This window comes from Spirosoma harenae (assembly GCF_054776975.1).
This window is the reverse complement of record NZ_BAAHBD010000008.1, coordinates 90,524-116,845: the sequence shown is the minus strand read 5'-3', so window position 1 is coordinate 116,845 and position 26,322 is coordinate 90,524. Positions and strand designations below refer to the sequence as shown.

19 protein-coding genes are annotated in these 26,322 nt (G+C 48.5%); 14 read left to right on the top strand and 5 right to left on the bottom strand.

Annotated elements, in window-relative coordinates; genetic code table 11:
• The first annotated feature begins 69 nt into the window (after positions 1-69).
• The 8 genes from ACYVE4_RS08755 (at position 70) to ACYVE4_RS08720 (ending at position 18,241) form a co-directional block, all read left to right on the top strand.
• Positions 70-4,713, top strand: a complete 4,644-nt coding sequence (locus tag ACYVE4_RS08755; RefSeq protein ID WP_461039112.1) for a beta strand repeat-containing protein — start codon at positions 70-72, stop codon at positions 4,711-4,713.
• 191 nt (positions 4,714-4,904) lie between these two features.
• The gene (locus ACYVE4_RS08750; protein ID WP_461039110.1) at positions 4,905-5,264 is read left to right on the top strand and encodes a hypothetical protein; all 360 of its coding nucleotides are present in this window, start codon (positions 4,905-4,907) and stop codon (positions 5,262-5,264) included.
• A 261-nt stretch (positions 5,265-5,525) separates the two neighbouring features.
• Entirely contained in the window at positions 5,526-5,816 is a 291-nt protein-coding gene (locus ACYVE4_RS08745) for a hypothetical protein (RefSeq protein ID WP_461039109.1), read from the top strand.
• On the top strand, positions 5,813-10,738 hold the full coding sequence (locus ACYVE4_RS08740) for a beta strand repeat-containing protein (protein WP_461039108.1): 4,926 nt from the start codon (positions 5,813-5,815) through the stop codon (positions 10,736-10,738). Before ACYVE4_RS08745 ends, ACYVE4_RS08740 begins: the two co-directional genes overlap by 4 nt.
• Before the next feature lie 209 nt (positions 10,739-10,947).
• Positions 10,948-16,122: a putative Ig domain-containing protein gene (locus ACYVE4_RS08735; protein ID WP_461039107.1), complete on the top strand. Its 5,175-nt coding sequence runs from the start codon at positions 10,948-10,950 to the stop codon at positions 16,120-16,122.
• Positions 16,123-16,217: 95 nt separating this feature from the next.
• Positions 16,218-17,120 carry an alpha/beta fold hydrolase gene (locus ACYVE4_RS08730; RefSeq protein ID WP_461039105.1) on the top strand — a complete coding sequence of 301 codons (903 nt, stop codon included), beginning with the start codon at positions 16,218-16,220 and terminating at the stop codon, positions 17,118-17,120.
• Positions 17,121-17,480: 360 nt separating this feature from the next.
• Positions 17,481-18,056, top strand: a complete 576-nt coding sequence (locus ACYVE4_RS08725) for a hypothetical protein (protein ID WP_461039103.1) — start codon at positions 17,481-17,483, stop codon at positions 18,054-18,056.
• Positions 18,002-18,241, top strand: a complete 240-nt coding sequence (locus tag ACYVE4_RS08720) for a LytTR family transcriptional regulator DNA-binding domain-containing protein (RefSeq protein WP_461040369.1) — start codon at positions 18,002-18,004, stop codon at positions 18,239-18,241. The genes ACYVE4_RS08725 and ACYVE4_RS08720 overlap by 55 nt, the downstream gene beginning before the upstream one ends.
• On the opposite strand, the gene ACYVE4_RS08715 is transcribed toward ACYVE4_RS08720, so the two are convergent.
• The 3 genes from ACYVE4_RS08715 to ACYVE4_RS08705 form a co-directional block, all read right to left on the bottom strand.
• A complete protein-coding gene (locus tag ACYVE4_RS08715) occupies positions 18,223-18,681 on the bottom strand; it encodes an SRPBCC family protein (protein ID WP_461039101.1) in 459 nt (152 codons plus the stop codon). The genes ACYVE4_RS08720 and ACYVE4_RS08715 overlap by 19 nt on opposite strands.
• A 144-nt stretch (positions 18,682-18,825) precedes the next feature.
• A complete protein-coding gene (locus tag ACYVE4_RS08710; protein ID WP_461039099.1) occupies positions 18,826-19,248 on the bottom strand; it encodes a hypothetical protein in 423 nt (140 codons plus the stop codon).
• Positions 19,241-19,804: an RNA polymerase sigma factor gene (locus tag ACYVE4_RS08705; RefSeq protein ID WP_461039097.1), complete on the bottom strand. Its 564-nt coding sequence runs from the start codon at positions 19,802-19,804 to the stop codon at positions 19,241-19,243. Before ACYVE4_RS08705 ends, ACYVE4_RS08710 begins: the two co-directional genes overlap by 8 nt.
• A gap of 112 nt (positions 19,805-19,916) precedes the next feature.
• Between ACYVE4_RS08705 and ACYVE4_RS08700 the strand changes: the two genes are divergently transcribed.
• A complete protein-coding gene (locus tag ACYVE4_RS08700) occupies positions 19,917-20,267 on the top strand; it encodes a DUF6249 domain-containing protein (RefSeq protein WP_461039095.1) in 351 nt (116 codons plus the stop codon).
• Positions 20,267-20,890: a hypothetical protein gene (locus tag ACYVE4_RS08695; protein WP_461039094.1), complete on the top strand. Its 624-nt coding sequence runs from the start codon at positions 20,267-20,269 to the stop codon at positions 20,888-20,890. Before ACYVE4_RS08700 ends, ACYVE4_RS08695 begins: the two co-directional genes overlap by 1 nt.
• Here ACYVE4_RS08695 and ACYVE4_RS08690 read toward each other — a convergent pair.
• Complete coding sequence (locus tag ACYVE4_RS08690) at positions 20,848-21,480, bottom strand: pyridoxamine 5'-phosphate oxidase family protein (protein ID WP_461039093.1); 633 nt, start codon at positions 21,478-21,480, stop codon at positions 20,848-20,850. The two genes, ACYVE4_RS08695 and ACYVE4_RS08690, sit on opposite strands and share 43 nt — an antisense overlap.
• A 160-nt stretch (positions 21,481-21,640) precedes the next feature.
• On the opposite strand from ACYVE4_RS08690, the gene ACYVE4_RS08685 reads away from it, so the two are divergent.
• Entirely contained in the window at positions 21,641-22,387 is a 747-nt protein-coding gene (locus ACYVE4_RS08685) for an SOS response-associated peptidase (RefSeq protein WP_461039092.1), read from the top strand.
• A gap of 68 nt (positions 22,388-22,455) precedes the next feature.
• On the opposite strand, the gene ACYVE4_RS08680 is transcribed toward ACYVE4_RS08685, so the two are convergent.
• Complete coding sequence (locus ACYVE4_RS08680; protein WP_461039090.1) at positions 22,456-23,388, bottom strand: ROK family protein; 933 nt, start codon at positions 23,386-23,388, stop codon at positions 22,456-22,458.
• Between the two features lie 251 nt (positions 23,389-23,639).
• Between ACYVE4_RS08680 and ACYVE4_RS08675 the strand changes: the two genes are divergently transcribed.
• The 3 genes from ACYVE4_RS08675 to ACYVE4_RS08665 all read left to right on the top strand — a co-directional run bounded on the left by ACYVE4_RS08675 (position 23,640) and on the right by ACYVE4_RS08665 (position 26,176).
• Positions 23,640-24,419 (top strand): class I SAM-dependent methyltransferase, encoded by a 780-nt coding sequence (locus tag ACYVE4_RS08675; RefSeq protein ID WP_461039088.1) that lies wholly within the window; start codon positions 23,640-23,642, stop codon positions 24,417-24,419.
• Positions 24,420-24,609: 190 nt separating this feature from the next.
• On the top strand, positions 24,610-25,203 hold the full coding sequence (locus ACYVE4_RS08670) for a TetR/AcrR family transcriptional regulator (protein WP_461039086.1): 594 nt from the start codon (positions 24,610-24,612) through the stop codon (positions 25,201-25,203).
• A gap of 106 nt (positions 25,204-25,309) precedes the next feature.
• Positions 25,310-26,176: an SDR family oxidoreductase gene (locus ACYVE4_RS08665; protein ID WP_461039084.1), complete on the top strand. Its 867-nt coding sequence runs from the start codon at positions 25,310-25,312 to the stop codon at positions 26,174-26,176.
• The last annotated feature ends 146 nt before the right edge of the window (positions 26,177-26,322 follow it).

The window sequence follows — 26,322 nt, the reverse complement described above, 5'->3', positions numbered from 1 at the left end:
AAGCCATTGTTTGTTCGTTTTCCTTGCCTGTTAAACTTCCTTAACTCGATACCCAAGCTCAACGTGTTCATGACCTATTTTTACCCATATTTGCTTTTAGTAACCCGCTCATCGGCTAACACCGGACGTAGTGTTCTCCTGTGTTTTTTACTGCTATCAGTTGGGGTAACAGCTCAGGCTCAGCGAACCTGGACGGGCAATATCAGTACCGACTGGAACACGGCTGGCAACTGGAATCCAGCCAGCCTACCCTCCGCTACTGACGACGTAATCATTCCATCGGCTCTGGCCAGACAGCCTATTCTCAGTACGGCAGGGGTAGCCAAATCGGTAGTGGTCAATAGCGGGGCTTCGTTAAGCATCACCAGCGGAGGAACGCTGACTATAAATGGTTCTACGAACGATGGGCTGAATAATAGTGGTACGGTTAGACAGGCCGGTACGCTGATTATCGGTAGTTCAGGCGCTACGTTGGGCGGTTTTGGTATCCTGAACGCGGGAACGTTCACGAATGAGGCCAGTAGCGGAGTGATTCAGATTGACAGGGCTACGGCTGGCATTGGCAATGCTTCTTCCTTTACCAACGCGGGGCAAATTCGGATGGGAACCGCAGTGCCCCTTACCCAGCAGGGCATCCGAAACCGAACCCAGCTCGCAGGGATCACCGCTGTATTTACCAATGCGACAGGGGGCATCATTCAGGTTGAGCAATCGGGCGTGAACAGTGTTCAGAATGATGTGAATTCAAGTTTTATCAATTCGGCGACCATCACAATGGGGGCTTCGACGACGAGTGGGAATGCTGGTGTTTTTAATTCGGGGACATTCACCAATAATGCCGGTGGCGACATTCGCGTGGATCGATCCAGTACGCTCGGTATATCCAATGTCGCCAGTGCGACGATGACCAATTCGGGAAAGCTCGTAGTAGGCAATACAGCATCGACTGGTACGAATGGTATTGAAACGCAGGGAACATTCACCAATACAGCAGGGGGCGACATTCGGGTCGATCGGGGGAACTCCGGAATCGTTCTGAGTGGAACGGCCACCGTAACCAACTCGGGTACGATTGTTATTGGGGCTGTTGCAGGGTTAGCTTCATCGGGCATCGGTGTTCTGGGGTCGGGTCGTTTTATCAACAATGCAGGGGGCGATATTCGGATCGACCGAGCCGAGACGGGCATGTTAACAGAAACGACATCCTCCACGATGATCAATTCGGGTTCGGTTGTCATTGGCGCTATTGCCGGAAACGGGACCGTTGTCGCCGGTTATTTCAACAATAGCCTTCGCAACAAGGGTACCCTGACCAATACCGCAACGGGTGTGCTTAGCCTGGATCGGGGCGCTGTCTACGGAATTTTACACGAAACGGGTTTATTCCAGAATACGGGCCAAATCAAGATTGGCTCCATTGTCCCCCTCCCCGCCAGTTTGAATGGGCAAACAGCTCCGGTGGGGATCAGCAATTTGGCGCCGTTTAGCAATTCGGCCGGGGGCGATATCCGTATTGACGGGGGAACTACGGCTATTCGAAACTTTAATTCATTTACCAATACGGCTCAGATTACGGTGGGTGGAACGACGACCCTAACGACCGGCATCGACAATTCGAAGGCTACGAGTCTCACTAGTATAAATGGTCAGTTTTTTAATGATACGGGCGGGATCATTCGCATTGATCAGGTACAGACTGGCTTGTCAAACAATGGCGGTCTGTTCAGCAACTCGGCGACCCTGATCATTGGCGCTACGCCAACAGTCCGCAACTTTTGCATTCTAAACTTTACCGGCGGATCGTTTACGAATGCCGTAACGGGGCTCGTTGATCTCCATATTTCCGGGACTGCTACCGATGCGCTGGCGAATGCGCATTCGTCAACGTTGATGACGACGTTTGCCAACAGTGGAACCTTAGTCATTGGCCGCGCGGTATCAACTACGTATTCAGTTGGCATCAATAATGAAGCGTCGTTTACCAATACCGCTACGGGCTTGATTCGGGTAGATGGGACTAACTTTGGCATTTATAATGGTATTCCGATAAGCTCCAGTGCGGTCTTTGCCAATAACGGAACCATCCGGCTGGCCTTTCAGGAAACGACTGGGCAGCCAGGTAGTGGCATTTGGAACCTGGATAAATTCAGGAATCAGTCGGGCGGCAAAATCTACATAGATGGCTACCTCGGACCTGGGCTTCTGAACAGCATACAGGGTGAACCACTCGCGACCAGAACAACCGGAACCGCCAATTTTCAGAATGTGGGACTGATCCAGATCGGGGCCAGCGTTCAGAATGGGTTGGCGGGCATTCTCAACAACCAACAATTCAGTAACAATGCCGGTGGACTTATCCAGATTGATCGGACGGGGCAGCAGGGGATCAGTAATGCCAATAGTGGTACGTTGACGGCCAGTTTCACCAATAATGCCACGATTTCCATTGGTACATCAGCGAGCATTGGAACGGATGGTATTGCCAATACAGGTATGTTCGCCAATAGCGCCTGTGCTACGTTGACAGTGTTCGATAATCTCAATAATGGGAGTAGTTTTACCAATTCAGGCCTGTTTACGCTCAGAACCACACAACCCCATAGCAACACCGGTACGTTGACGAACAACGGGATTCTGGAATATCCGCTGGGTAATCCCATTCCCAACGTAACAAATAATAAACTAATTGCCGCGCCTGTTAGCAGTTGCAGTCCCTCCTTCATACCGGCGCTGCAATTGGGCACGAATAACAATCAATTTACGGTTGGCACTACGTGGTATTCTGATCAGGCGTTGACCCAGATAGCGGGAACATACAACCAGAGCACCAACACCTTCGCTCCCATCAACCGAACGCCGGGTAGCAGTCAGGTGGTTTATTTTTCGGTTCTGGACAACGCCAGCGGTTGCAGCAAAACCGTATCCGTATCGGCAACGCTGAACGCTACGTTGCTGGTTGTCAGCATTGCGGCTAATCCGTCGTTGCCCATCGCTACTGGACAGAGTACTACGTTGACAGCCAGTGGAGCTACTACTTATCAGTGGAGTACGGGAGCTACTACGTCGACTATTTCGGTAAATACAGCCGGAACGTATTCGGTAACCGGCACCACCGGAGGCTGTTCTTCTGTGACCAGCGTAGTGGTAAGCGTTACGTGTACACCTGTATACGTAACACAGACTGGTGCGGGTTCGCAGAATGGCAGTAGCTGGAGCAATGCCTATGCCGGAACAGCCCTGCAAACCGCTATTAATCAGGCGGCTACCTGCGTTGGCATTGGCTCGGTCTGGGTGGCTGCGGGTACGTATAAACCAACTACCACCAACGACCGCGACGCTACGTACACCATGCGACCCAACGTGGCCATCTACGGTGGATTTGTCGGCAACGAAACAGCATTGAGCCAACGTCCCGCTATCAGCATCACAGCCCCCTCCAGCACCACGCTCAGCGCCGATATTGCCAACAATACCAACGTCAGTGCCTACAACCTGTTTCGCAACGGCAACAACCTGACCAACTCTGCTGTTCTCGATGGCTTTGTGCTGGCCTACGCCCTCGCCAACAATACCGGACCGCAGCAGGGAAAAGCTGTTGGCGGGGTCATGTACAATGAAGCTGTCGGAGGAGTCTGTAGCCCAACCATACGCAACTGCTGGTTTATGAACAACTACGCCTTAAGCGGTGGGGGCGCACTCTACAATTATGCTTCCAACGGAGGTGATGCCAGTCCGATTATCGAGAATTGCCGGTTTCAGAATAATACCACGCAGAATGGCAGCGGTGGAGCGATCTACAATCGCGCACAGAGTGCTTCCGGTCAGCTTAATTACACGACTAAATCCAGTCCAAAAATCCTGAATTGCCTGTTCGTTACCAATGTCGCGTCGAGCGGAAATGGCAATTCCGATGGCGGTGGTGCCCTCTACAACTATGCCTACGGTGGTACGGCCAGCCCGACCATTACGGGTAGTTCGTTTCAGAACAATTCAGCGACCATCCGGGGTGGAGCTATCTGCACCAATGGCAGTGACGACGGTGCCGGAAGTTACACGGGTACGGCCAAGCCGGTTCTGATCAACTGCTCGTTTCAGGGCAACTCAGCCCCTGTCGGACAGGGGTCGGTCATGGCGAATATCCACGTCAACAATGCCACCAGCACCAATGCCACTGCTACGTTGGTGAACTGTATCGTCTTCAATAATACTGGCTCTGTGCCTTTTTTCAATGCGTCGGGGGCTACCGTTAATCTGTCGTACAGTTTGTATGAGCCGGGCGTTGACAGCCAGTCTGGTAACACGACTGGCGCGGGTAATATTTCAACCAACGTAACACCGTTTGCCAGCACAACCAGTACGCAACTGGCTACGGGTTCGGCCGCCATCAACGCGAGCAACCCAGCCTCGACAACCGCTACATTAGGTACGAGTGTAGATCTGGCGGGTAATCCCCGAATTACTGGTGGCCGGGTTGATATGGGCGCTTATGAGTTTGGCAGTTGTACGGGACCGATCCTGACCGTGAAAGCGGGGAGCTGGGACGATCCAACGGTTTGGTCGTGCGGGGCAGTACCGGTGCTTACGGACGTAGTGCAGCTTAACCACGCAGTGACGTTACCTCCCAGCTACGTAGCACAGATCAAAACACTACGTTACGGTGTGAGCGGAAAACTAACGTATCAGGCTAATGCAAATGTAAGGTTAGGGTTTTGATCGACAACCTGAAAAACAGCAACTGATTTCGGTAATACGAATAGATTCTCTACGAGAAAATCACGCCATACATCAATAGACTAAGTTTTTGTTGGCTCATGCAACAATAAACGAAGTTTTTGACACAACAGCAGAAGCCTTTTCCTGGTAGAGCCCTCACCTTGTAGTCGCCAAAAAAAAACGCGACTGCCATGAGAGCCCCATATTTCCTGACTAGTTTTCGCTTCTATCCATACCCTCTTAAATCCATTCGATACGGGCTTTCTTTCTTCCTGATTGGGCTGTTGTGGGCTTGCAATTTAGGCCAGCCAACCGATCTGGAGCAGACTCAAGCCGACAATATGCGGCTGACCAAAACCTTACACACGCACCTGAATCACCACGACTGGCAGGCCGTGGAGAAGCTGTGTGCCCAGACAGTGCGTTACCGAGGGAGAGCTACGCACTTTGTGGAAGGGGTTGCTATCTGTGAACCACCCGACACGACTCAACCCGTCTGTCTGATTTACACCATCGAAGATCAGACCATCACCCGGCTATATGCCTATTAGAATTCAATCATTTTTTATTGACTAACCCAACGTATTCATGTCTCGATTTTACACTGCTAAGGTTGTCCATTGCATTCGATAAATATTCCCCTCGTTTCGGACATTTTTAGACTGTGTTCGTCCTGGAATGCCTGGCGGATAGCTCACTTTTTGTCAAGTTTATCTCCCATTCCCAACCTAAACATAGTTCAATCGGCTCCTTAAAGCCCATCTATACCTGGTAAACTCAACTAACTTTTTATTGACTAACCCAATACGATCATGACTCAGTTTTACAAATCTATTCAATGGCTATCCCACAGGCAGCAGATGCGATACATGATTGCCGCTTGCCCCAGCGCGATTATAACCATGCCCATCCTCACGCTGGGGCAACCCACCAGCCAAACTCTCAATGCCAGTGGCACTTACGTGGTTTCGGCAGGGTACACCTCAGTGGTGAAAGTAGAAGCTTGGGGTGGGGGCGGTGGTGCCTACGCAAGTATCAATAAACTGATACTTGTGGCTAGTTCATGTCTGATTACACGTGTACTAACAAAACATTTCTCATGAACGCACTTATACCTTTTTCGGCGAGTAGCCGCCCACGCCGGACGATTTTGTTTTTTCTGCTTCTGTTGCTCGGCAACCTTACCACGCAGGCCCAGAACAACTGGACGGGCGCAACCGACCGCGCCTGGAACACGGCGGGCAACTGGTCGGCGGGTATACCAACGGCGGGCAGTGATGTCGTGATTCCATCGACTCCGACCAACCAGCCCATTATCAGCACTGAGGCTGTGGCCCGCACAGTGGAGGTGAAAAGTGGAGCATTACTCATTATCAGCAACTCGGGCAGTTTGACTATCAACGGTAGCAAATCGGTAGGTGGTGTAAATCCGACGACTGGTTTTTACAACGGAGGCAGCGTGCTCAACCAGGGGGCTGTGGTGTTGGGCAATCAGAGTAGTGTGGGTCAGTATGGGCTGGCGAATGTGGCCTCATTCAGCAACACATCGGGCGGCTCCATATCTATTGATCGGGCCATTTTTTGTGGTTTGTTTAATAGAGATGGGAGCTTTGTAAACACGTCGCGTCTGATCATCGGGGGATCGGCCAGTGTGGGTCAGTATGGGCTGATAAATTCAGCATCGTTTAGCAACACGTCGAGCGGTTCCATCTCCATTGATCGGACCAGTGCTGGGGGTTTATTAAATGACAGAGCCATCTTTGTCAATTCGGCCAGGATCACCATTGGAGCATCGGCCACGGTAGGTGCCGATGGGCTGCATAATAACGGGTTATTCAGCAACACGGAAGGCGGGAATATCTCTATTGATCGGGCCAGTAATATAGGCCTGAGGAATAAAGACCTTGAGGGCAGTGTGAACACGACGGGCGGCAGCTTTGTCAATTCGGCCACCATTACCATCGGGGCCAGCGTGACCGGCACCGCCCTTGACAATCGGAGCGTGGTTGGTAGCGGCAGTCAGAACGTGCCTGTTTTCAACAATCAGGGGTGTTCAGCTCTGCTTCAGAGTCTGGGGAATGCAGTTATTACCAATACCTCGCCGGCTTCCTTCTCCAACACTGGCACTATCATTGAGAACACTAGCGACAACAGCAGCATCAGCTACAACGGGGGCTTGGTGCAGAACCTCAACGGCGGCACCTTCAACGTCACGGGTACCAACACCGGCGTAGTGACCACCACGCCAGAACCTCCGCCTACTATTACCGCTACGCCTTCGCTCACCATTACTCAGGGCGAGAGCGCTACGTTGACCGGGTCGGGAGCGAGTTCCTATAGCTGGTCGAATGGGCAAAGCACTACGGCCATTTCGGTGAGTGTGGCCGGGCCGTATTCTGTCACAGGTATCATTGGCAGTTGCTCCTCGGTAGCCAGCGTAACACTTACTGTCAATGTGCCTGTTTGTGGGTCGGGATCGTCGGGGCCTACCTGGACGGGTTGCGTTAGTACCGACTGGAGCACGGCGGGTAACTGGGCATCGGGAGCCGTTCCCACCGCTTCCGACGATGTCGTTATTCCAGCGGCACCAGCCAACCAGCCCGTGCTGAGCACTACGGCCACAGCCAAATCGGTGGCCGTGCAAACAGGGGCATCGCTTACGATCAGCAGCGCGGGGAGTTTGACCATCAACAGTTTTGCAACCCTGGATGGCTTTCCCACGGCGTTCTATAATCAAGGGACAGTCACTAATAATGGCACAGTGATGCTGGGCAACACGGCCCCGGTGGGTCTGATCGCTCTCCACAACACTGGTAGCTTTACCAACACCGGCACACTTCAGGTTGATCGAGCCACTAACCAGGGGATCAACAACAGAGTTACGGCTACGTTCACCAACACGGGCCTCATCACCATTGGGACGCTTGTCAGCATGGGAACGCAGGGCATCTGGAATCAGGCTGCATTTTCCAACACGGGCGGGACGATAACGATTGACCGAACAACCGACAACGGTTTATTGAATTCAGGCAATTTTACCAACTCGGCCACCATTACCATCGGGGCCACCGCTGCGGTGGGAGGCTCTGGGCTTTACAACCTGGCCACGTTCGCCAATCAGGCGGGGGGACGTATTCAGATTGACAACTCGACTGGTACAGGCTTATTCAACGCCATTGGTAGCCGTTTCACGAACTCGGCCATGCTCATCATCGGGGCCAGCGCAGCGGTGGGACTATATGGGCTTTACAACAGGCCCAATGCCACGTTCGAGAACCAGGCGGGAGGATATATTCAACTGGATAACTCGACGTATGTAGGCTTGTACAACCCGGGGGAAACCTTCATCAATTCGGGCACCATCACCATCGGGTCGTTGGGTACTATCGGGGGTACTGGCATCCGCAACGAGGGGCCGTTCGCTAACAGAGCCTGCGCCACGCTGACTGTGTTGGCCCCTATCATCAACAGCAACAGCTTCACCAACGTGGGTTTGTTTACGGTTAATACCACGGGGATACATAACAACAACGGGACACTAACCAACAACGGCATCATCGACTATCCGCAGGGCAACCCCATTCTCAACGTAGTGAACAATGATGTGATTGCCGCTCCCATCGTTAGTTGTAACTCTACGTTCAATTCTGCTCTGCAATTGGGTGGAAATAGTAGCCAATTTACAGTCGGGACTACCTGGTACAAAGATCAGTCTTTGACTGAGTCGGCAGGGACCTACAATCAGGGAAGTAATACCTTAACAGCTACCAATCTGACACCGGGCAGTAGTACAATTTTATATTTTGCTGCCACCGATGTTGCCAACAGTTGTACGAAAACGGTATCGATCTCGGTAACAATTAACGCGATCTCTACGGTCAATTTGATTAACAATGGGCCGATTACCTGTACCCAAGCCAGTGTTACGCTTACCGCTTCCGGGGGAGATATGTATCAATTTAGTGCAGGCGCTACCCAAAGTGGGAGTGATGCCGCTACCGCGACAGTCAGTATGACGGGTGTGTATTCCGTAACGGTCATCAGCACCAATGGCTGTTCGGCAGTTGCCTCTACCACTGTGACCAGCAACAACGAACTATCAGCTCCCACCTTGCAGGCATCCGCTCAGATGACGACGAACCAGCCCATTTCCGTAACGGCCAATGGGTGTTCGGGAGAGACTATCAACTGGAATTCGCAAGGCGGAACAGGTTCTGCCAATGGGAATGTGTACACCTACTCAATTCCCGGCAATTATACCCTGACAGCTACTTGTACTCTTGGTAATTGCACTAGCCCAGCATCGACCCCGGTTAGCCTGACTATTCAGTCGGGAGTATTTACCATCATGAGCGTGACAACAGTAAATTGCTCGCCCATTACGCCTAGTAAGTTTAGTGTCAGCTTTAGTCCACAGTATAGTGGTCTGACGGGTCAACCGATCAGCTTCTCGGTGGTCAATGAACTGCTACCCACTAGCGAGCCCGGCCCCTATACGATCCAGCTCTACACCGATAACCCGGTCATCACCCTGAAAGCCACTCAAAGTGGTTCCCCAAGCGAAGCGAGTTTTGTCTACAACTGGTTAGCCGCTTGTCAGACCACCCAGAATCCAAATACGGCTCCAACCGTGGTGACGCCCTTAGCGAATCAGACGGCGACGGTGGGCAACTATTTTAGCTATGTAATCCCTCCGAATACGTTCACCGATGCCGAAACGCCGTTAAGTCTGCAGCTCTCGGCTAGAGGTGTGCCCGAGGGACTGAATTTTTCAGGCGCGACGCTGAGCGGTACACTGTCGACGACGGTAGGCTCTCCCTTCAGTTTGACCATTATTGCTACCGATCCGGGAGGACTGACTGTGAGTACTCTGCTGACATTAAGTGTGTTGCCAGCAACTACACCGGTTAATCCGACAAATCCGTTTGCTATTACAGCAGTAACGACGATTAGCTGTACACCCGTAGCCAGCAAACTCAGCATCACGTTTGCTCCGCGCTACTCGGGCCTCAATGGACAGGCGATCTCTTTTGAGGTCATCAACGAAATGGTGCCTACCACCAATCCGGCTCCGTACTCGTTGACCTTGTATCGGGACAATCCGGTGATTACGCTGAAAGCGACGCAGACAGGTAGTAGTGGTCCGATGACGTTCACTTACAACTGGCTGGATGCCTGTATGAACATTGGTCAGGACAATACTCCCCCTCGATTGAATAGTCCAGTGGGGAATCAGACGGCGGTAGTAGGTCAGGGGTATAGCTTGAATCTGGCCAATACGTTTGCGGATCAGGAGACGCCCAATCAGATCAGCTTAAGCGCGAGTAAATTACCTGCTGGATTAAGTTTGGTCGGTACGTCGATTACCGGCACACCCAGTGTGAGTGGTGTTTCTACAATTACAATTACGGCCACTGATCCGGGCAGTCTGACGGCCAGCACGAGTTTTCAGTTGATGGTAAATCCGGCCGGGATTTTGTTTGGCATCAGTGGGGTTCAGACCATCAGTTGCGAGGTATTGAGTGCGGGTTTACGCAAGGTAACGTTCACTCCTCAGTACACGGGAGTAAGTGGGGAACCGATCAGCTTTTCAGTGGTGAACGAGATGTTGCCGACGATGGCAGCAGGGCCTTACCAGTTGAATCTTTACACCGATAACCCAGTAGTGACCTTGAGTGCCAAACAGGGTAATGTTAACGCGAATTATGTGTATTCCTGGCTCACTTCTTGTCCATCGGGAGCTCGTCAGGCTACGGCAGAGACGAGGACCGGGTTGCAGGTTCAGCTATTGGGCAATCCAGTTATTGGCACATCGGCTGAGGTAGAGATTAGGGGTGTGTCGGGTCAGCGAGTCGAATTACAATTGATGAATCTACAGGGAGGCTATCTGCATCAACTTGTAATCGAGCAGGCTGATCTAGTGGATCGGTTACGAATACCGCTGAATGGGGCAGGGGGGGCACTATTGTTGCAGGTACGTAGTGGACGGGAAACTAAAATCCTCAAAGTGATCAAAAACGAGTAGACTTTTTTGTCCCTAAAAACAGCAATGCCCTTTCCTTTTGGTCAGGGCGTTGCTGTTTTCACGAAAGAGCTTTCTAATAGAAAAAGTAAATCTTCTACCGAATAGGAAAAATCCTGTTATAGTATAAAATACTCCAATATATTTGCTTGTAAAGACGATTATGTATTGAGCGTCCGTTTATTGTCGATCCTCTTCCCATTCACTACCTCATGAAACAATTCTCCTTCCTAAGGGGTGTCATGCCCTTTTTTGCCCCATTCTTAGTTCTTACGTTGTTCTTCCGATGGTGTCGTAACGCACTTTTTGCCAACTCACGTACCTCGTTTACGAGACTGTCGTGGGCTGGAAAACGGAGTGGGCGTTTGTGGTTACTAGGGACAAGTCTGCTGATGACGTCCCTGTTCAGACCAGCTATCGCACAGAACTGGAATCAGATTATTGCTGCCGCTGCGTCGGATGCGGCAGTTGGCGATAATTTAGGTGTTAGCGTTTCCATTTCGGGTGATTATGCCATTGTGGGAGCTCCTACTAAAAATTTCATAAGGGGAGCGGCCTATGTGTTTATTCGATCGGGTAACACATGGATTCAGCAGGCTGCGCTTACGGCATCCGATGCCGCACTTGGTGATAATTTTGGCATTAGTGTTTCTCTTTCGGGCGATTATGCCATCGTAGGGGCACATACTAAAAGCACCAATAGGGGAGCGGCTTATGTGTTTGTTAGGTCAGGCACCAGCTGGAGTCAGCAAGCCAAACTCACTCCATCCGATGCCGCACTTGGTGATCAATTTGGTGTTAGCGTTTCTATGTCAGGCGATTATGCCATTGTAGGCGCAAATACTAAAGGTTTTATAAAGGGAGCGGCTTACGTATTTGTTCGGTCGGGTACTAGTTGGAGTCAACAAGCCAAACTGTCAGCATCAGACGGAATAGCTGGCGATAATTTTGGGGTCAGCGTTTCTATGTCAGGCGACTATGCGATCGTGGGAGCCAATGCTAAAAATTTCCTAAGAGGGGCGGCTTATGTGTTCGTTCGGTCGGGCACTAGTTGGAGTCAACAAGCCAAACTCACGCCATCAGACCCGGTAGCTGGTGATAATTTTGGTTTCAGTGTCTCTATATCGGGTGATTATGCGATTGTAGGGGCCCATCTGAAAAAAATTGACACGAATGAACTTCAGGGAGCCGCTTATGTATTTGCTCGCTCGGGCACCAGTTGGGATCAGCAAGCTAAACTGTCAGCATCAGACGGAATTATTGCTGATAATTTTGGTATTAGCGTTTGCTTGTCGGGCGATTATGCCATCATAGGGACGCCTACTAAAAGCTTCCTGAAAGGAGCAGCGTATGTGTTTGCCCGCTCAGGAACCAACTGGGGTCAGCAAGCCAAACTCACCGCGTCAGACAGGGTAATAGGCGACAATTTTGGGGTCAGCGTCGCTGTTTCGGGCCATTATGCAATTGTGGGAACACCTACTAAAAACCTTCTGACGGGAGTGGCCTATATCTATGAACGGTGCGATATCGGTATCACAACTCAACCTGACGCTGGTTCGACGGTGTGTGTAGGGAGTGCGGTCACTGCTTCGGTCAGTACGACGGGGACAGTCAGTAGCTACCAGTGGTATAAAGGCACCACTCCCTTAGAGGATCAGACAACGGCCACCCTGTCGATTCCCTCAGCCAGTCTGGAAGATGCGGACGTTTACTCGGTGGTGGTGACGGGGGCGACATGTAGTCTTACCAGTACCGCATTTAATCTAACGGTAAATAACCTGCCTACGGTGAGTATTACCGCCGATCCCTCGCTGACCATTACACAGGGCTCCAGTACACTATTAACGGCATCAGGAGCCGATGCCTATAGTTGGTCGACGGAAGAAAATACGGCCCAGATAACTGTGGATGAGTCGCGAACGTATTCGGTGACTGGTACTACAGAAGGCTGTTCCTCGGAAACCAGCGTAGACGTGATTGTAACGACACCTGCGCCGACCATTTCCGAGTTGTCCGCTAATCCGGATCCGGTTTGCACCGGTAGTCAGGTGACGTTTACGGCGAGTCTGGGCAACGTTTCGGAAAATTACAGCTATACGCTTACCAACGGCACCAGCACAGTTACGGGTAATGGCTTCCGCCAAAGCTTTAGTCAGACGATCACTGCCAGTGAATCGGGTTTTCAAACGTATACCCTGATCGTCAGTAATGGAGAACAAATAGCCAGTGAAACCTATGAGTTAACCGTAAACGAGTTACCTATGGCGTCACTTTCGGCCAGCAATGAAGGGTATCTTACCTGCGGTACGACCAGTGTAACCCTGACAGCTGGAGGAGGAGATGATTACCAATTTAACGGGCCGGGCCTGCTCAGTCAGGATGTCGAAAATGGAATAGCTGTGGTCAATATATCGGGCCTTTACTCCGTGACCGTGACGAACACGGAGACGGGTTGCTTCAACACCGAAAGTGTCAACATCTATCAGTCTACCAACACCCCAGAAGCTTCCCTCTCCGCACCATCGACGACGTTGACCTGTGAACAGTCGACCCTTACATTGACAGCACAGGGCGGATATGACCTTACCTTTGATGGACCGGGTATCATAAATCAGGGTGAAAACTCGATTGAGGTGAATGTCGCTGGTGTTTATTCGGTAACGGTAACCGATGCGGAATCGGGCTGTTTCAGTGTCGCAAGCCTTACGATCACTCAGGACGCTACTCCTCCTGTCGTGAGTATCACCGCCAATCCGTCGCTGACCATTACAGAGGGGTCGAGTACGGTATTAACGGCATCGGGGGCAAATTCCTACAAGTGGTCGACAAGTGAAACGACTGACCAGATAACGGTAAGTGAGTCGCAAACCTATTCTGTAACTGGTTCCATTGGAAGCTGCTCTTCAGAAACCAGCGTGGTAGTGATCGTCATAGCCAATACACCTACCATTACGGGGTTTAAGGCCATCCCGAACCCGGTATGTGTGGGTAGCCCTGTTACCTTCACTGCCAGCCTGGGTAATCTGGGGGAAGTCTACAATTATACGCTGACCAATGGTAGCAGTACGATGACCGGGGGTGATATCAATTCCAGTTTTAGCCAAACGATCACGCCGAGCCAGGCAAGCAGTCAGAGTTTTACCCTCATAATCAGCACGAATAATCAAGTGGTCTGGAGTAGTGATGAGGTAGTTGTGCGGGATTTACCTATCCCTACACTGACGGCCAGTAACGAGGGGCTACTCACTTGTCAGCAAACGAGTTTAACGCTTACCGCGGGTGGTGGCGAAACCTATCTGTTCAGTCCGAATGTGGTAAGTCAAAGCGGGAGTAAGGCGGTAGTGAACGCGTCGGGAACGTATTCGGTGACCGTTACAACGTCGGGTTGTTCTAGTGTGACCAGTATCGACGTCAATCAACAACCCGATCAGACTATCGCCTTTACCCAGCAACCGGCTTCTAGTTCTTCCGTAACCGTCGGCACCAACGTGGCTACCAGCGTTGGGGTGAGTGGGGAACCGATGGGGTTCCAATGGTATAAAGACAACCTGGGAAATCCTCTGGGAGGGCAGACCTCCGCGACGCTGGCTTTGAATGCTGTTCAACTTTCAGACGCTGGTAACTATTTCGTGATCGTCACGAGTGCCTGTAATAGCCTCACATCGAACGCTTTTGAATTGACGGTCAATCCAGTGCAGACGTTTCCTTTTGCCATCACGGCTGTTACAACGGTAGCCTGTACGCCAATTACCCCTGCCAAGTTCAGTCTCAGCTTTAGTCCACGATATAGTGGTTTAACTGGTCAGCCCATCAGTTTTTCGGTGGTTAATGAACTCTTACCCACCAATGAAGCAGGGCCATACACGATTCAAATCTATACCGATAATCCGGTCATCATTCTGAAAGCGACTCAAACCGGTTCACCCAATGAAGCCAGTTTTACCTACAATTGGTCGGAAGCTTGTCAAACCTCGGAAAACCCCAATACAGTTCCCCGCGTAGTAACCCCACTGACCGCTCAGACAGCTACTGTAGGCAGCTTTTTTAGCTATGTGATTCCGCCGGGTACGTTCACCGATTCGGAAACCCCGTTGAGTCTCCAACTCTCTGCCCAGGGCGTGCCCAATGGCTTGATGTTGACAGGAGCCACCTTGAGTGGTATACCTTCGACAACAGTGGGTTCTCCGTTCACGCTATCCATTATTGCCACCGATCCTAAAGGGTTGAGTGTGAGTACTCCGCTGACCTTAGTGGTGTTACCAGCAACAGAACCAGTCAATCCAACAGCCCCATTTGCGATCACAGGCGTGACCACAATCAGCTGTACACCTGTAGCCAGTAAGCTCAGTCTTACATTTGCCCCTCAATATAGTGGCCGGAATGGTCAACCGATTGCCTTCGAGGTAATTAACGAGATGGTACCTACCACCGATCCGGCTCCGTATTCGCTGACAATGTATCGGGATAATCCGGTGATTGTCCTGAAAGCAAGCCAGGGTGGTAGCGAGGGGCCTGTAACCTTCACTTACCATTGGCTGGATGCCTGTATGAATTTAGGACAGGATAACACACCGCCCCGGGTGAATAGTCCGGTAGGTAATCAGACGGCGGTGGTGGGTCAGGCCTTTAACCTGAATTTGGTTAACACGTTTGCAGATCAGGAAACGCCAGATGGTATCACCTTAAGTACGACGGGTTTACCCGCCGGATTAAGTCTGGTCGGCACTTCGATTACCGGTACACCGAGTGTAAGTGGCGTTTCGAACGTAACGATCAAAGCGACTGATCCGGGGAATTTGACTGTAAGCACGAGCTTTATGTTGACGGTGAATCCAGCAGGAAGCGAGTTTGGCATTAGTGGGGTACAGACAATCAATTGCGAGACGATCAATCCCGGTTTACGGCGAGTGACGTTTACTCCTCAATATACCGGGGTGAGCGGAGAACCGATCAGTTTCTCCGTAATCAATGAGATGTTACCTACGATGGCTTCAGGGCCTTACCAACTGAACTTATACATCGATAACCCGGTCATCACCTTGGTTGCCTACCAGGGAAGTTCCAAGGCGAGTTATGTGTATTCGTGGTTGGCAGTCTGTTCATCGGGCGCTCGTCAGAGCGCGGCTGAATCTGGATTGCAGGTTCGGGTGTTGGGTAACCCAGTTACTGGCTCATCGGCTGAAGTGGAGATACAAGGTGTGTTGGGTCAGCGAGTGGAGTTGGAATTGGTGAATCAGCAGGGTTATCGGTTGCATCAGCAATCGATCGATCAGGCAGATTTGGTGAATCGGCTACAGGTGCCCGTGGGTTCGGCAGTGGGAACGCTGCTATTGCAGGTACGTAGTGGTAGCCAGGCCCAAACGCTGAAAGTGATTAAGAACGAGTAAATTGATCTGAGTACAATGAAACGAGGCTGGTAAGGTTACAATCTTACCAGCCTCGTTTCATTAATAAGCCAGAAACCAAACGCATTTACGGTTCAATGAGCGAAATCGGTTATCTTTCTGCCATTAATCGGTGGGAATTATTTATGGTTTCAGGAAAAAAGGTAGCTCTGTTATTATTGACTTTTTGGGTAATACAATCGGCTTTTTCTCAGTCTACTTTGCCAGTCACTTCATCCTATGGAAACAACACGAAAATGGGGAAATACGCCACTATTCGGGGTTTTCGACTGTATTATGAAGTGTATGGTACTGGAAAACCATTGCTCCTGATTCATGGAAATGGTGGGTCTATCGAAAATTTCAAGAATCAGATTCCGTATTTCGCCAAAAACTATCAGGTAATCGCAGTCGATAGTCGCGCACAGGGAAAATCAATCGACAACAGCGACTCGCTAACCTACGAGATGATGGCCGATGATTTCAATGCGCTTCTGAATACGTTAAAGGTCGATTCGTGTTACGTAATTGGCTGGAGCGATGGGGGAATCAATGGGCTTTTGTTGGCAATGCGGCATCCTGAAAAAGTAAAAAAACTAGCTATTACAGGGGCTAACTTATGGCCCGATACAACAGCTATTGAACAGGGTCTTTATCAATCGATGGTGAAAAGTCGTGATAGTCTGAATCAGGTAACGCAGACAGCAGTAGTAAAGGCGCAGAAAAAACTGCTCAATCTGATGATCGTTCACCCGCATATTTTACCATCTGATTCGAAAAAAGTAAAATGCCCGACTTTGGTTATTGGAGGGGATAATGATGTGATTCTGCCAAAGCATACGTTGATAATAGCGGAGTCTATTCCACAATCGTATTTATGGATTTTGCCTAATTCAGGCCACTCGACATTGATTCGCTACAAGGAGCTATTTAATCAGACAGTAGGAGATTTTTTCAAAATTCCTTATCGAAAAATACAAGGTGAAGCTAAAGTGGATTAACGAAAAAAATATGTCAACCTTTTCGATTTACTCATTCATTCTCTTGACTGTTTTATGCCAGTCCGGCTTCGGGCAAGGTAAAAAACAACCAATAGTATTGTCTAAACCATTCAGTATTCCCTTTCAATTAACAGACTTTAATAATTTTTCTGTTCGGGCAATTTTGAATCAAAAAGATACGGTGAATTTAATGTTTCACACGGCTGCTAATGCCGTAACGTTGACTGAGGAGGCAACTAAACGGCTGAAAACGATACGCTTTGAAGGGGCCGATAGTGTAAAAAGCTGGGTGGGTCGGGAAATGCATCAAGGTTCAGCAAACGTAATTTACTTCAACTTGGGGAGCAGATTTGGGATAACGTGCCACTATGGGAGAATATAAATTCAGGCCCACAAACAGACGGTAAGTTTGGGATAGATCTTTTTGAGAATAGTGTCATCGAATTAGATTTCGATAACAAACAAGTAACGCTATATCCAGCTCTTCCTGATAAGATAAAAACGTATGATAAACGTAAATTGATTTTTGAAAACGACTTGATGTTTGTTGAAGCCGATTGTGAAATTGATAAAAAGATTATAAAGAATAAATTCCTGCTTCACTCCGGGTATTCTGGTGGCGTTTTATTCGACGATCAATTTGTTCAGGATAATAAAATCGACGAAAAACTGAAAACGATTGCGGAGAAAGAATTAAAAGATTCGTTTGGCAATGTATTAAAAACCAAAAAGGCTATTCTGCCTGCCTTTATTATCGGCGATAATCAATTAGCAACTATTCCGGTTGGTTTTTTCACCGGCGCTATCGGTCGACAAAAAATGAGCATTATTGGGGGCGATGTTTTGAAACGATTTAATATCGTAATCGATGCAAAACGAGAATTTATTTATTTAAAAGCAAACAGTTTATTCTCCTCGCCTTACTTCAACAGCTGACCGGAAAATTGGCCTTTTACGTACTAATTATCTGGCGGTCTTACATGGTTAATCGGAATTACATCGCCGAGGTCGAAACGTATATTAATGGCGAATACCTGGTGAAAGTAAAGACGGCCCAGCAACTGAGATGGATTCGGAATTACCGGGAAAACAGGAAAGCGTTTTACGCTAACTCCATATGAACTAGTTCATTCCGCTCAAGTTTCTGCTTTAAGATTGATAAATCGTTCGCCATTTGTCGCTGATACAATAGGCGGATAATCGGGGAGAGTACTTTTAGAAACCCAGTTGTACCTACTGTCAACTCATAAGTGAAGTGAGTACCGTTTCGGCGTTTTTCAAAATGGCGCTGTTCCCAGGCTTTCACTGGCCCATCAATGACCTGAAAAGCTGTTCTTCGGTTGAGTTCAGCCGCCGTCACTTCAGCCGTCGTCATGGCCTGATAACCCATAAATCGTACAACTTCCTGCGTATACATGCCCGTCTGGGCTATTCCGCGTACGCTTTGTTTCATTTTGATAACGCCCGTACGCCAGTGAATATCATTTTCATAACAACCTAAATAGGTATACACGTCAGCAATAGGTCGTTGAATAAACGTGGTAGCTCGGATCGTCATCATGAATTTGTTGTTTAGTAAAACAAAACAACAACGTTGATCCGAATCAACCATGACTCATTACCTGAATGGTTATAAATCCTATGCGAACGGAGTTTAGCAGTTTCTAACCATTCGTGAAATAAATTAAGCCTGAAAATGGTTACTTCACGACCTGATCCGTTTTATCAGCCAATAATCGGCGAGCTGGATCAGGCCAAAACCTGTTAAGGTGACGAATAGAGGGATTGCCAGACGTAAAAATCCTTTTTCCAGTAGTATATAAGCATTATCAGGGGCAGTATACAGGATACTGGCCGTGATTAGTAGCGCAATACATAAACCTAGGCCGTACAAAACAAACGTTTTGATTTCTCGGCGATTCTGCGCTTTTCGCTGGACCATCCGGGCCAAAGTTGCCGCAAAAGAATAGGGCAGAAACATATCCGCGGGTTCTGCAGATAATCCATCAAACAGCCGTTTATATGCCTGCATTTCTTCCTCGTCGGGTGCTGTCGACGAAGCTGTTCCGTGACTGCGCAGGTGTACGTCGAGGAATTCCTGTAGTTGCTGGTCGGTTCGTTTATTCATAACCTTGTTCGCGGGTTTGATGCTGTTGCAACGCTTCCTTTAATAATTTTCGAGCTCGAAACAGGTAGTTCTTGACAGTTCCTTCGGGTAGTGAGGTTACCTGACCAATTTCTTCGTACGATAATTCATCCAGATGATAGAGCGTCAGAATCGTACGATAATGAACAGGCAATTTATCAATCTGTTTATGTAAAAACATTCGCCAATCATGCTGCACGAGTAATTCTTCTGGCGTTAATGAGGCTGAATCAAGGTCTGGTAACTGATCAATAGCCTGTTGATTCCAGTCTTGCTGGTGTTTCTTCAGATAATTGATACCCGTTCGATACGCAATGGTAGCGATCCAGGTAGAAAGTTTCGCATCGAATTGATAACTGGGTAAGTGTTGAAACACTTTCAGAAACACTTCCTGACAAACGTCTTCCACATCGGCTGGCTGCTGAATAATTCGTCGGATCATGTGTAGCACCAGCCGCTGATAACGCTCGACCAACGTCTGGAAAGCCCGAACGTTGCCTTGGGTAATTTGCCGTACTAATGCCTGATCCTCATCCATTGGCCTATGAGACAGTGACTTGGCATCAAAAGTTGCAGTTTTCAAATTTTTTTAGTGAACTGCAACTTTCTGATCATCGAAACTGTCTCATAGCGAAATCAATAACAATTCGATGGAAGAAGAATATGGCATACAAGCAGCCTTTGTCATTATATCGATGGCCTTGGGGATTTATCTGACGATGCGCCCGCTAACAACGTATCTGCTGCGACGACGGCTCATCGAACTGGGACTCTGGAATGAACAAACGCACAACCAACTCGATCAGGAAGCCCAGTCACCAACCGAAAGCCTGAAATGGGGATTGATTTTACTGTTTACGGGTATTGGTTTTATCATCGTACATTTTCTGCCAATATCCGCCGATTCGAGTTTGTCATATGGCGTCGTTATGGTGTCGGCTGCTATTGGTTTTCTCATCTACTACCGAATTGTATCAGGAAAAAATAACACAAATACCTAATGAGCTCTTCCCTTTCAACTCCAGCCGAACAGCGCCTTTGGGGCCTTTCCATGATCATCGCGCCCTTCTTGTTTTTGATATCAACCTTTTTCTGGCAAAACGGCGAATACACCATTGCGGGCGGTACTATTCTGGTAGTTGCAACAGCTTTCTGGATACCAGCGCTTATGGGTTTATTTGCCAAACTAAAATCGGTGACGCCCAATTATGCCAGCTGGGGATTGTTGATTGCGCTGTTTGGGGCATTGAGTGGCAATAACTTCGGGATGCGGGGTATCTACGCGGAAGTATTTGGTATTTCAAAAAAGACATTACTGCAGGAAGCGGCTAATCACTCGGTCAGTTTCAATATAACGATGTTCCTGTCGGGGCCGCTATTTCCACTAAGTTTGCTGGTGCTGGGGATTCAGTTATTACGCAGAAAATTAGTTGCCTCCTGGGTTGGATTTTTGATTTGCCTAGGGGCCATAGCCTTTCCAGTAAGCCGTATTTTGCGCATCGATTCAATTGCGCATTTAGCCGATTTTTTACTGTTTATTCCAATTGCTTATCTGGGCTGTCAACTGTTACTGGCCAAAAATCAAGGTGCCAGCCAGACCATTTTAGACTCGGGTTCGTACTGAAATCGAGCGCGTAACTGACCTTCTGGCAACAGATATAAATACTCCATCGTCAACACCCGACACTCGATCGTCGCGAAATTATCTCGTGCGATTTTAAGCAGTTCGGCCGAAGGCGATTGGGAATCTAACTGGCTTGAGTAGCCCAGGTAAGGTTCCGGAATTTCGGTACCGGGAATATATTCAGAAAAATAAAGTTTTTTTTCACGATCTGAAATGGATTCCCAGTGTTCGTCGGCTATGTAATCGTCAGTATGAAGTCTTGTTTCTATTGTCAGTCGGAGTTGAATATGCCGTTCTTTATCCCAGAAAAGCAGGGTTGCTAACGGAAAGGCTTCCAACTGAAGGACTTTCTCCGCACGAGCATCGGTATGAAACCAAACATATTTGTGGACCGCGTCTACCTTGCGAAGGACAGTGGTTCGGGCATCGGCACCTCGGTTTGTGCAGGTTGCTACGGTCATTGTCCGAAAACCGTCTGCCTTATGTTCAGCCCCCGATATTAATTGATGCCAACAGGCACTCTCCAGATCTGCCAAATTGTGGATAGGAGTAGACTGGGTAGGTTTCTCTGATGAAGGTGCCTGACTCATAGGGCAAATTTTTACAGTAGATACATCAATTAAAGTAACTGGAGGTATAAATTTTTTGTTTATGAATTAACAGCAAATGTTAACGACAATTGACTTTTTACCTATCTAATTGCTGATCGTGTGGTAGGTAATAATCACCAAATCTAAACCGGACCGACCCATGTGTTATCATAAATCACTCAATGCAAAAGTGGATGAGCTTGAAGAACGTTACGATGCCACCTTGCCCGAATCGGCTACTTTTCAACCTGTCTATCACGCAAATGCGTACCAATTTCCAGCCTGGCCGATTTTAACCCATCAGCAACCCGGAGAATTTCAACTGATGCGCTGGGGATTGATCCCTCACTGGGTGAAAACGCAGGAGAATGCCGACGAGATGCGTACTCGAACCATTAACGCTCGTTCAGAAACGATTTATGAAAAACCATCATTTCGGTCGTCGGCTCAGACTGGAAAACGCTGTCTGATCCCCGTTACGGGTTTCTACGAATGGCATACGATCGGCAGCAAGAAGTTTCCGTTCTACATCCATGCTAAAGATCAGAAGATTACATCCATTGCTGGGCTTTGGGATGAATGGGCAGACCCTGAAACGGGTGAATTAGTGCGAACCTATACGTTGTTGACGATGGATGCTAATCCCTTGTTAGCGGCTATTCATAATTCGAAAAAACGTATGCCCTGTCTTTTATCCGCTAAAGATGAACATAGTTGGCTGTACGATGACTTAAACGAGCAGGATGCGCTGGAGATCCTGCACAAAAAATATCCGGCTACTAAAATGCACAGTCACAGCATCAGCAAACGAATCACTTCGCGCACCGAACCGAATGATGTTCCCGAAGTGCTGACGCCAAGTACATATCCTGAATTGAAAAATCACCAGGAGTTGTTTATGGCATAGGGTTCGGGGCATGGGGCAGAGGGTCATTATAGATTTTTACCCCATGCCCCGAACCCTATGCCCTTTGCTTACAACATCGCAGCGCCAAAAACGCCCGCGCTGTCGCCTAATTTGGGTTTCAGAAAGTGGGTGTTTAGGTCACCACTGTTGAACACGTATTTCCGAGCGCGTTCTACCCCCTGAGTGTAAAGTAAATCGACGTTTCCTACGCCACCACCTACGACAATGACATCAGGGTCGAGGATATTGACAATTACAGAGATGGCTCGGCCAAAATATTCCAGAAGCCGATTAACTGTCTGACTGGCAACGAGATCATTCCCTTGTTGATAACGTTCCATGATCTCTTTCATGGTTCGTTCTTCACCACTGATCTGATGATAGTAGTGTTGCAGAGCTGGTCCTGAAATGACTTGTTCGACACAGCCCCGTTTGCCACAGTAGCAAGCATAGCCTTTTTCTTCCAGCACATTATGCCCCCATTCGCCCCCTAATCCCTGCAAGCCATTGAGCACGAAAGGTCGGCCCGAGGGGTTGTGCTGTTTGCTCCGAACGACAATTCCTCCGCCGACGCCAGTTCCCATAATGACCCCAAACACGCTCTGGTAGTCAGGAACTTCATCGGGCACAATTCCCATAGTGGCTTCGGCTAACGCCAGACAGTTTGCATCGTTTGCAATTTCGATGGGCAACCCTAGCAACTTGCTTAAATCCTGTTTCATGGGTTTCCCATTCAGCGAAGTTGTGTTGCAGTTTTTCATAGCCTGACGGGCCGGATCAAACGTACCGGGCGTCGAGAAACCGATTCGCTCGGGCGCCAGTCCGGTTTCGGCTTTCATCATCTCGACAAGCGACACAACCCTTGCCAGAATATGCTCATAACCGTGCTGGGCTTCAGTATCAATACGCTTGCGGATAACGACAGCATCAGGTGAGGGAGCCGAAAGCACAACGCCTTCTATCTTGGTTCCGCCCAGATCAATGCCCCAGTAAGTTTTCATAACAGATAGTCGATTTAGGAAGAGTGATGTAGGATTTAAACTAGCTTTGCCGAAAATAAATAAAAAATTCTACAGGGTGAAACCATCATCAGTTCGGTTGATTCACTCTGTACGGCGGCTAAAGATAAGCAAGACAAGCGACTGCCGTTTTCCCTTTTAAATGATTTTAATACAGATGTTTATTAGTGATGAACGATGAGTGATGAGTATAATCTTTGCTCCACTCATAATTTATCACTCATCGTTAGCTTATGGCCTGGTATCACAACTTTTTTCACGGATTGCCGCAGGAAGCCTGGAAAGCGGCTCAAACAGAGGAGCAAACCCAACTTGACCTCGAACTATTAGTTGAAACACTGGAATTTGGCCCCGACGACCGATTGCTGGATGTCTTTTGTGGTTATGGTCGTCACGCCTTACCACTTGCCCGAATGGGGGCTCAACTTACGTGTATTGATATCTCACCGGACTATATTGCTGAACTTCAGAATGTTGTAAAAAAAGAAAAGCTGCCTTTGACCGCTATTTCGACTGATTTTTTGGCTGTTCCTGAAAATAAACTAGGAGGTACCTCATCGTTCGATGCTGTGTATTGTTTGGGCAATAGTTTTAGCTTTTTCCCGCCAGCTGATATGAAGAAATTCCTGTCGCGGATTGCCTCGTTGCTAAAGCCTGGCGGTCGGTTCCTGGCGCACTCAGAGATGATTGCTGAAACAATATTGCCTGATTATCAGGAACGTAACTGGTTGCCTGTTGATACAGCGGATGGAGGAAAGATTCTACTTTTGGTCGAAAATGAGTACGTGCCAATCGACGGTCGGATCGATTCTCACCTGACATACATAAAAGATGGCGTGACGCAGACACGCTTGGCCCAGCATTATGTGTATACCCTGTCTCAGCTTTGCCAGCTATTTACAGAAGTAGAGTTGAACATTGTTAACTGTTTTGGCACGGTCTTTGGAGATCCCTATGCACTTGGTGATGAAGCCGTTTGGATCCTGGCTGAGAAACCGAAATCTCATCGTTAGCCCCTCCTCAGTATCTGGTAGAATTGTAAACTGGATATAAATTTTTTAAACAAAAATTTCCTTTTTTTAATGAATAGTACATGGTTTTTTAAGAAATCATGAATTAACGTTAGAAAATACCAACATTAATCCGTAGTTTTCAATCGATTTAACACCGTTAACTGAAACTGATCTACTTCCCCAATTTTTTATGGAGATAATCGAGCGTAAGCCGCGAAGCCATGAGCAGACTCGCTCGGGCATTGTAAAAACGGCAAAAGCGATCGCCCGCCGAGAAGGGTGGCAAGCCGTTTCGATTCGAAAAATTGCCGACGCCATTGAATACAGCGCTCCTATTGTATATGAGTATTTTGATAGTAAGGATGTGCTGCTGGATGAGATTCGAAACGAAGGTTTTCGCCACTTGTATCAGGAATATGACCGTATCCTGAGTCTTTACCGAGATCCCGAAAAACGTCTGTATGAAATTTCGCTTGTGCAATGGGAATTTGCCCGCCAGCATCCGGAAATTTATCAGGTAATGTATAATCTGGATGGAGCCTTGTGTAACCTGCCCGTTTATCAATCTGAAACCATGCAGGCCGTAAGTCGAATTGTTTGTAAAACCATCTTCTCATTTATCCCAAAATCAGAGGAGAGTATCAGGCGATTATATTTCCAATGGTGGTCCGTCTCGCATGGTATGATTACCCTGGCGATGTTGCTGAAAGATGAGCAACCTCTTGAGCAGTCGGAACAAGTTTACCGGGAAACAATGCGCCGATTTGTGCGCGACTTACGATAGAGAAAAGCGGGCGGATTACCCGCTTTTGTGTTTTTTAAAAGGGAATTGTGATATTTTCACACGGCTGGTTTTTCGTGTGGGTTATTGAACTGTCCGTTTTTCATCCATGCGGATTGCCATCATTGGTGCCACAGGTATGCTGGGGCAGCCGGTTACACACGAACTTATCCGTGCTGGTTTTTCCATTCGACTAATTGTTCGGGACGTTGCCAAAACGAAAGCGATGTTCCCCAATGTAGAAGTCGTATCGGGTAATCTGCGTGACACCAATAAACTCAGCGAGGTTTTGCAAGGTGTCGATATCGTTTATCTCAATCTCTCCATCAAACAGACCGAAAAGCCATCCGATTTCCATACGGAATCGGATGGACTCATTAATCTGCTACGGGCAGCCCAGATCGCTGGTGTTGGCCGGATAGGCTACTTATCGTCAATCATTATGCGGTATCAGCGCATGAATGGTTTTGACTGGTGGGTTTTCAAAATCAAGCAGGAAGCCGTTCAGATCATCAAAAATTCGGAAATTGCCTACAGTATTTTTTATCCATCCTGTTTTATGGATTCGATAAATGGTACCCAACGTGTTGGTCGGTTTGTACTAATGGTTGGGCGATCTGCCGTACGGCCCTGGTATGTTGCTGCCAGTGATTATGGAAAGCAGGTCGTTAAGGCATTTCAGATTGCACAGGATGGGCAAAATCAGGAGTTTGTAATTCAGGGGCCAGAAGCCATTACGCAGCACGAAGCCGCCGAACGATTTATTGGGGCTTATCGAAAAGAAAAGCTGGCAATTCTGACAGCCCCTTCATTTCTGCTCAAGTTGGGTCGATTATTTTCAGCTCAGGCGGATTATGGTTCACACATTACCGAAGCGCTGAATAACTACCCGGAAGTATTCGAAGCCGACCAAACCCGGCTTGAGTTGGGTAAACCCGAAACAACAATCGAGCAATTTGCTGGTAGAATTAATTAGCGTGAATTTTGGAAGAATACTTCGCTATTTTTTGTCATCCTGACGCCAGGAAGGATCCCGAAGTATCCTTACCTGAATGCTAAGAAACGATGAGATCCTTCCTGGCGTCAGGATGACAAAAAACACCATTGTATTGTCATTAGTAA

Coding starts and splice junctions, on each gene's coding strand:
- ACYVE4_RS08735 (WP_461039107.1), top strand. CDS start 10,948: ATGAAACAATTCTCCTTCCTAAGGGGTGTCATGCCCTTTTTTGCCCCA.
- ACYVE4_RS08665 (WP_461039084.1), top strand. CDS start 25,310: ATGCGGATTGCCATCATTGGTGCCACAGGTATGCTGGGGCAGCCGGTT.
- ACYVE4_RS08680 (WP_461039090.1), bottom strand. CDS start 23,388: ATGAAAACTTACTGGGGCATTGATCTGGGCGGAACCAAGATAGAAGGC.
- ACYVE4_RS08710 (WP_461039099.1), bottom strand. CDS start 19,248: ATGAATAAACGAACCGACCAGCAACTACAGGAATTCCTCGACGTACAC.
- ACYVE4_RS08700 (WP_461039095.1), top strand. CDS start 19,917: ATGGAAGAAGAATATGGCATACAAGCAGCCTTTGTCATTATATCGATG.
- ACYVE4_RS08685 (WP_461039092.1), top strand. CDS start 21,641: ATGTGTTATCATAAATCACTCAATGCAAAAGTGGATGAGCTTGAAGAA.
- ACYVE4_RS08750 (WP_461039110.1), top strand. CDS start 4,905: ATGAGAGCCCCATATTTCCTGACTAGTTTTCGCTTCTATCCATACCCT.
- ACYVE4_RS08705 (WP_461039097.1), bottom strand. CDS start 19,804: ATGGATGAGGATCAGGCATTAGTACGGCAAATTACCCAAGGCAACGTT.
- ACYVE4_RS08745 (WP_461039109.1), top strand. CDS start 5,526: ATGACTCAGTTTTACAAATCTATTCAATGGCTATCCCACAGGCAGCAG.
- ACYVE4_RS08715 (WP_461039101.1), bottom strand. CDS start 18,681: ATGATGACGATCCGAGCTACCACGTTTATTCAACGACCTATTGCTGAC.
- ACYVE4_RS08730 (WP_461039105.1), top strand. CDS start 16,218: ATGAGCGAAATCGGTTATCTTTCTGCCATTAATCGGTGGGAATTATTT.
- ACYVE4_RS08675 (WP_461039088.1), top strand. CDS start 23,640: ATGGCCTGGTATCACAACTTTTTTCACGGATTGCCGCAGGAAGCCTGG.
- ACYVE4_RS08690 (WP_461039093.1), bottom strand. CDS start 21,480: ATGAGTCAGGCACCTTCATCAGAGAAACCTACCCAGTCTACTCCTATC.
- ACYVE4_RS08740 (WP_461039108.1), top strand. CDS start 5,813: ATGAACGCACTTATACCTTTTTCGGCGAGTAGCCGCCCACGCCGGACG.
- ACYVE4_RS08670 (WP_461039086.1), top strand. CDS start 24,610: ATGGAGATAATCGAGCGTAAGCCGCGAAGCCATGAGCAGACTCGCTCG.
- ACYVE4_RS08755 (WP_461039112.1), top strand. CDS start 70: ATGACCTATTTTTACCCATATTTGCTTTTAGTAACCCGCTCATCGGCT.
- ACYVE4_RS08695 (WP_461039094.1), top strand. CDS start 20,267: ATGAGCTCTTCCCTTTCAACTCCAGCCGAACAGCGCCTTTGGGGCCTT.